This is a genomic window from Tritonibacter sp. SIMBA_163, assembly GCF_046535935.1.
In the GTDB taxonomy this organism is placed as follows: domain Bacteria; phylum Pseudomonadota; class Alphaproteobacteria; order Rhodobacterales; family Rhodobacteraceae; genus Epibacterium; species Epibacterium scottomollicae.
In genome coordinates this window covers 1-235 of sequence record NZ_JAWJBP010001358.1, presented here as the reverse complement: position 1 = coordinate 235, position 235 = coordinate 1, and the positions used below count along the sequence as shown (strand labels likewise).

General features: G+C 60.4%; 1 protein-coding gene. It reads right to left on the bottom strand.

Annotation, left to right across the window (positions count from 1 at the left end; translation table 11 throughout):
• Window positions 1-235: transposase (locus tag R0J92_RS26715; RefSeq protein ID WP_411053907.1), on the bottom strand; the 235-nt coding region annotated here is incomplete at both ends.

Here is a 235-nt window from a genome sequence, read left to right as displayed (position 1 = left end):
ACTGGGTTCAGACACCTCTGATCCGCTACAGGTATAAGCCAAGTTCTGAGGCACCTCCTCGCAGAGCCGCCGCTCTGCCCTGATGCCGAAGCGATAGCCCACCAGAACCATCTGGATGAGGAGTTCGGGATCGACGGAGGGCCGCCCGATATGCCTGTAGAAGTCGGCGAGGTAGGTGCGGCTATCAGGAAAATCCACGCACCGGTCGATAGAGCGCAGGAGGTGGTTCTGCGGG